Source organism: Bacillus sp. JJ1773 (assembly GCF_036962035.1).
GTDB lineage: Bacteria > Bacillota > Bacilli > Bacillales > Cytobacillaceae > Cytobacillus.
The window spans coordinates 18,791-23,883 of sequence record NZ_JBALNX010000079.1 but is presented as its reverse complement, the minus strand read 5'-3'; the positions used below and the strand labels follow the sequence as shown (position 1 = coordinate 23,883).

Here is a 5,093-nt window from a genome sequence, read left to right as displayed (position 1 = left end):
GTCTTCCATAATGATATTTATTATATCGAAGATGAGAATATTATACTGATCTATCAACAAGAAGATAACGAGATACATATTTTTGACATTATTAGCAAAAAAGAAATACAGATTGAAGAGATACTTTCAAAAATAACAAAGAAGGGTACATTTAAAATTGTTTTTCACTATACTCCAGATTATCAGAGAATACATTTTGATAGGGAAATTTTTAAAGGAAGTGAAGTGCTTTTTGTTAGGGACGCCGAACACAATAATTTTCCGGAAAACATTAAGCATCCAATAATATCTCAAGCATAAAAAATGTTGCAATAGGTGTCCGAGGTATTCTCTGATCATTTTGACATGAGTATAGGCATGTTTAATCCACATCCAGAGCAAACTATTCGTGTTAGGAGGATTTTATCCGTATGATCCGTTCTTTTTCGATAACGAGTGACTTTCAGCTTGCAGAGAATCTGCCCATTGAGCAATTATTTCAAGACGATATAAAATGGTTTTGGATAGACTTTGAATCTCCAACTGAAGAAGAAACGAATCTTCTTAAAACCCATTTTAACTTCCATCCATTAGCGATAGATGATTGCTTGCATTTACTGCAACGGCCGAAGCTTGATTACTATGAGGGTTATGATTTTTATGTCATCCACACATTAAATCAGCATACCCTTCTGCCAGAAGAAGTGGATGTGTTTGTAGGAAAAAATTTTATCGTCACCTTTCATTTAACTCCTTCGTCTGAAATAACTATCGTAAGACAAAAGTTATTAGCGAATGATTTACATTATAAAAAAGGAGCTTTACATTTATTTTATCAATTGATGGATAAAATAGTTGATGAGTATTTTCCGGCCGTTTATAAAATCGAGGATGAGCTAAACGAGATTGAATTAAAAGATGCCAAGAAAGATTTAATGAATGATGTATTTGAAATACGAAGCCAATTGTTAAAGCTTCGAAGGACAATTTTTCCAATGCGTGAATTATTATATCGAATTTTAAATTCTGAAAGGGTTATAATTCCAAAGGATGAGAGAATGTATTTCATGGATATTTATGATCATTTGCTTAAACTTTCGGAAATGATAGAGTCTAATCGTGAAATGACGAATGATATTCGAGACAGTTATATCTCACTAAATTCAGACCGAATGAATAATATCATGAAAACCCTGACAGTTATGTCTTCCATTTTTATTCCTTTAACTTTTATTGCCAGCATTTATGGGATGAACTTCGAATACATGCCAGAACTCACTTGGAAATGGGGCTATTTCGGAATACTTGGTGTTATGCTATTAGTCGGATCTACCTTGCTTTTTGTTCTATGGCGAATGGGCTGGTTTAAATAAGATGTATTAATAATAAAAATCGGCATCGAATGACATTAATCAAAGTTAGGGCTGTTTTGTTTATAAAATGAACAGCCCTTTGACTTTTCTAAACTTATTTAATTAGATAAATATAATAATTAGAACATCTGAAGGTTCATTGATTTTACCTCTTCAGGTTGAAAAACGATCACAAAAGAATAGGCAATGGAATGGTTTTCACCAATCACATTTGATCATTATTTCGGTCAATTCTTCAATTCTCCATCAAGTTCACTCAGCCACATTCCTATTTTCTTGCTATTTATGACCTCATCAGCATAAAAATCAAAATCTGTAGGCTCCATATTCACAATGACTAATTTTGCCCCATTTTCTTTTGCAATCAATGGAAATTGATTAGCTGGTGAAACCGTTAGGGAAGAGCCAAGAACGATAAACAGCTCCGCCTTCTCCGCTTCCACCAGAGCAAGTTGAAATGCAGCTTCAGGCAATGATTCGCCGAATAATACTATGGATGGACGCAGCAACCCGCCGCATCGGCAAGAATAGGCTTCATTTATGTATTCCCCGCTGCTATATTTTTTCCCGCAAGACTGGCAGTGTAATTGCTGTAATGTGCCGTGAAGCTCAGCAACTTTCTTGTTCCCTGCGAGCTGGTGAAAACCATCGACATTCTGAGTAATAATTGATTGAATGATCCCGCGTTTTTCCCAATCAGCTAATATATAATGTCCTTTATGCGGCTGATACTCTTTTACCCCAAGTACTCGCTCACGATAAAAATCAATGAATTCGTCTACATTATCATTGAGTGATTTTACGCTGGCAATCTTTTTCGGATCTTTCTTGTTCCACATTCCTTCTTTAGAAGACCGGAAATCAGGCAATCCACTTTCGGTTGACATCCCTGCCCCTGAAAAAACCACTGTATATTTAGATTCCTTTAACCAAAGATTAATCAATTTTCCCACTGCCTCCTTTAACTATTAAGCTTCAGATTCAGCGATTTGCTTGACCCTATCCGAAAATTCTACTACTACCTTCTTGTTTGATAGTAGCAATAGTAATTTGACAAACCATTTTAATGGTCGATTGGTAGCTGTGTATTTAAATAAAGTTTTTTCATCACTAATATGAATTAATTCATAAAAAGCTGTTATGTCGAACATGTTTGCCAATACGAATCCTACTTTTAGCTTTTTATACGTAGGTGAGTCCAAATACTCTAAAGTTTTAACATCATACTCTTCGATTCGATTACCTTCTTTATACTTTTGACGGTAAACACTTCCGACCCTTTCATCCGTAATCTTTATTGGTGTGTGTTCAACTACATTTGGCATTATTTTTTGCATATTCTCCAATGAGCCATTAAGGAGATTCCATATTCTTTCGATAGGGGCGTCTATTTCCACCTCATGTGTCCATTGTTTCATCTTTAGCAAACTCTCCTTTATATAAAATATAGAAAAATCTTCTAATTACGTTTGTATTATTTATTTTACCATGAATTGAAGATAGTTCAATTGACAAGAAAAAGAGGATATGGTATTTAATTGTTAGTGGTTTAGCACTCTGATAGGAAGAGTGCTAATTTGGCTATTCATATCAGATGTAAAGTATTGGAAGGAGAGGGCATAATGGAAAAAATACAATTTCAAGCAGAATCGAAAAGGCTCTTAGAAATGATGATCAACTCTATCTATTCTCAAAAGGAAGTATTCTTGCGAGAGTTGATTTCAAATGCAAGTGATGCAATTGACAAAATATATTACAAAGCACTAACAGATGAAAATTTAAGCTTTAACAAAGAAGACTACTACATAAAAGTTGTTCCTAATAAAGAGAATCGAACTTTAACTATTTTTGATACCGGGATCGGAATGACGAAGGAAGAATTAGAAACCAATCTCGGGATCATTGCCAAAAGTGGTTCTTTAGCTTTTAAAAAAGAAAATGAACTTAAAGATGGCCATGATATTATTGGTCAATTCGGAGTTGGATTTTATGCTGCCTTTATGGTCGCAGATGTTGTAACTGTTATTAGTAAAGCTTTAGGCAGTGATCAAGCATACAGGTGGGAATCCGAAGGTGCGGATGGATACACAATCGTCCCAAGTGAAAAAGAACAGGTAGGCACTGAAATTATTTTAAAAATAAAAGAAAATCATGAAGAAGATACTTATGATGAGTATCTTGATGAATATCACTTAAAAGCTATTATTAAAAAATACTCTGATTTTATTCGCTACCCGATCAAAATGGATATTACAGGAAAAAGAGTAAAAGAAGGCAGTGACAATGAATTAGAAGATTATACAGAAGAACAAATTATTAATAGCATGGTTCCGATCTGGAGAAAGAACAAGAATGAATTAACCGAAGATGATTACACCTCTTTTTATCACGAAAAACATTATGGATTTGACAAGCCGCTGAAGCACATTCACATCAGTGCTGACGGTGCCATCAGATATAATGCGATTCTGTACATTCCAGAGAAAATACCTTTTGATTATTATTCTAAAGAATATGATAAGGGGTTAGAATTATATTCCAATGGCGTATTAATCATGAATAAATGCGCAGATTTACTTCCAGACTATTTTGGGTTTGTTAAAGGAATGGTGGACTCTGAGGATTTATCACTGAATATTTCGAGAGAGATCTTGCAGCATGATCGTCAGTTAAAGCTCATTGCGAAAAACATAAATAAAAAGATTAAAAGCGATCTGCAAAGCTTGCTGAAAAATGAAAGAGAAAAATACGAAACGTTTTATCAATCTTTTGGCAAACAGTTAAAGTTTGGCGTATATAGTGATTTTGGAACGCATAAAGAGGTTTTACAAGATTTATTAATGTTCTATTCTTCAAAGGAAAAGAAGTTAGTTACATTAGATGAATATGTATCCAGAATGCCTGAAGACCAAAAATATATCTATTATGCATCTGGAGAATCGAACGAGAGAATTGCCAAGCTCCCACAAGCAGAGTTAGTGGCAGAAAAGGGCTATGAAATCCTATACTTCACTGATGATATTGATGAGTTTGCTATAAAAATGCTTATGACCTATAAAGAGAAAGAGTTTAGGTCTGTGTCGAGCGCAGATTTAGGCATTGACGAGAATGAAAATAATCAAGATGCGGATAAGGAAGTAAATGAAAATAAAGAACTCTTTGACTATATGAAAGAGATCTTATCTGGAAAAGTAAAGGATGTTAGAGTTTCAAAAAGATTAAGAACTCACCCCGTTTGTTTATCATCCGATGGGGAAGTAACCATAGAAATGGAAAAAATCCTTAATTCTATGCCAGATAATCAAAATGTTAAAGCGGATAAGGTTTTAGAAATTAATATGAATCATGAGGTATTCCAATCATTACAGTCGGCATTTGAAAGGGATAAAGAGAAATTAACTTTATACACAAACCTTCTTTATAATCAGGCACTTTTAATCGAAGGGCTCCCAATCCAGGATCCTGTCGAATTTACGAATGATATTTGTAAAGTAATGGTTTAAACTAAAGAGTTGCTACGGCAACTCTTTTTTGCCCAATCATATGACAGTTCGATGTAAAAAAGAGGCTAGAAATGTCACCAAAGAAAAGTTTGATGACTATTCAAAGTGAAAAAAGGGGGAAGTGGTCACCAAAGAGATGTTCTGATGACCGTTCGAAGTGAAAAAAGGGTGGAACGGTCACCAAAGCGCTGTTCTGATGACCGTTTGAAGTAAAAAAAGGGGGAAGTGGTCACCAAAG

General features: G+C 34.5%; 4 protein-coding genes and 1 pseudogene. 3 read left to right on the top strand and 2 right to left on the bottom strand.

What is annotated here, in order from left to right; all coding sequences use genetic code 11:
- Positions 1–300, top strand: a pseudogene (locus tag V7127_RS20675) (GNAT family N-acetyltransferase); the annotation flags it as partial.
- A gap of 110 nt (positions 301–410) precedes the next feature.
- A complete protein-coding gene (gene corA / locus V7127_RS20670) occupies positions 411–1,352 on the top strand; it encodes a magnesium/cobalt transporter CorA (RefSeq protein ID WP_335347493.1) in 942 nt (313 codons plus the stop codon).
- A gap of 227 nt (positions 1,353–1,579) precedes the next feature.
- Here the strand turns inward: corA and V7127_RS20665 are convergent, their stop codons facing one another.
- Entirely contained in the window at positions 1,580–2,296 is a 717-nt protein-coding gene (locus V7127_RS20665; protein ID WP_335347492.1) for an NAD-dependent protein deacylase, read from the bottom strand.
- A 24-nt stretch (positions 2,297–2,320) separates the two neighbouring features.
- Positions 2,321–2,770, bottom strand: a complete 450-nt coding sequence (locus tag V7127_RS20660; RefSeq protein ID WP_335347491.1) for an SRPBCC family protein — start codon at positions 2,768–2,770, stop codon at positions 2,321–2,323.
- A 204-nt stretch (positions 2,771–2,974) separates the two neighbouring features.
- Between V7127_RS20660 and htpG the strand changes: the two genes are divergently transcribed.
- Complete coding sequence (gene htpG, locus V7127_RS20655; RefSeq protein ID WP_335347490.1) at positions 2,975–4,855, top strand: molecular chaperone HtpG; 1,881 nt, start codon at positions 2,975–2,977, stop codon at positions 4,853–4,855.
- Positions 4,856–5,093 lie beyond the last annotated feature (238 nt).

Excerpts from the sequence above, each read along its gene's own strand:
- V7127_RS20660 (WP_335347491.1), bottom strand. The coding sequence starts at position 2,770 with ATGAAACAATGGACACATGAGGTGGAAATAGACGCCCCTATCGAAAGA.
- htpG (WP_335347490.1), top strand. The coding sequence starts at position 2,975 with ATGGAAAAAATACAATTTCAAGCAGAATCGAAAAGGCTCTTAGAAATG.
- corA (WP_335347493.1), top strand. The coding sequence starts at position 411 with ATGATCCGTTCTTTTTCGATAACGAGTGACTTTCAGCTTGCAGAGAAT.